This window comes from Parendozoicomonas callyspongiae, from assembly GCF_023502345.1.
Lineage (GTDB): Bacteria > Pseudomonadota > Gammaproteobacteria > Pseudomonadales > Endozoicomonadaceae > Sansalvadorimonas > Sansalvadorimonas callyspongiae.
The window spans coordinates 1-502 of sequence record NZ_JAMFLX010000151.1 but is presented as its reverse complement, the minus strand read 5'-3'; the positions used below and the strand labels follow the sequence as shown (position 1 = coordinate 502).

1 protein-coding gene is annotated in these 502 nt (G+C 54.6%); it reads left to right on the top strand.

Going from position 1 to position 502, the window contains the following annotated elements:
• On the top strand, positions 1 to 502 hold a 502-nt coding region (locus M3P05_RS20730; protein WP_249702053.1), incomplete at both ends, for a hypothetical protein.

The window sequence follows — 502 nt, the reverse complement described above, 5'->3', positions numbered from 1 at the left end:
GGGCTGATGAACTGGAATGGCCAGGCGACAGAGTTTCCAAATGTCTCTCCCTGGCCTGTGGGTTTGAGGGATTTTGCCGAAATTTGTCTGCATGAGGAGCTTATGGTGCACCCCAAGCAGATATATCCGGCATCTCCCCCGTTGCGGGTGCTGGGGAATAATATGCTGGCTCTGGAGCTTCTGCTGGCTCGAACTCTGCAGACAGAATTCAACAGCCGCAATGCCGGCATGTTCTCTAACAAGGTTGAGGAGGTTAAAAAGGAACTGTTGGTTCTCTACACAACATTGTTTGGTGAAGCATTTGGCATGCCTGAGGGCAGTGATTCCCGCCAACAGCTTTGGCGGTTGCTTGAGACCGGAGGGCTCGCTGATCAGGCGGCCAGAGAAATGGTGTACTGGTGTGAAACAGGGGAGCATCCCGGTTGGGTCCAGGACGTGAGAGAGAAGGCCATTCCGGCATGGGTGTATCCTTCCCCGGATGCAGAGACCCAGGCGGCATTTC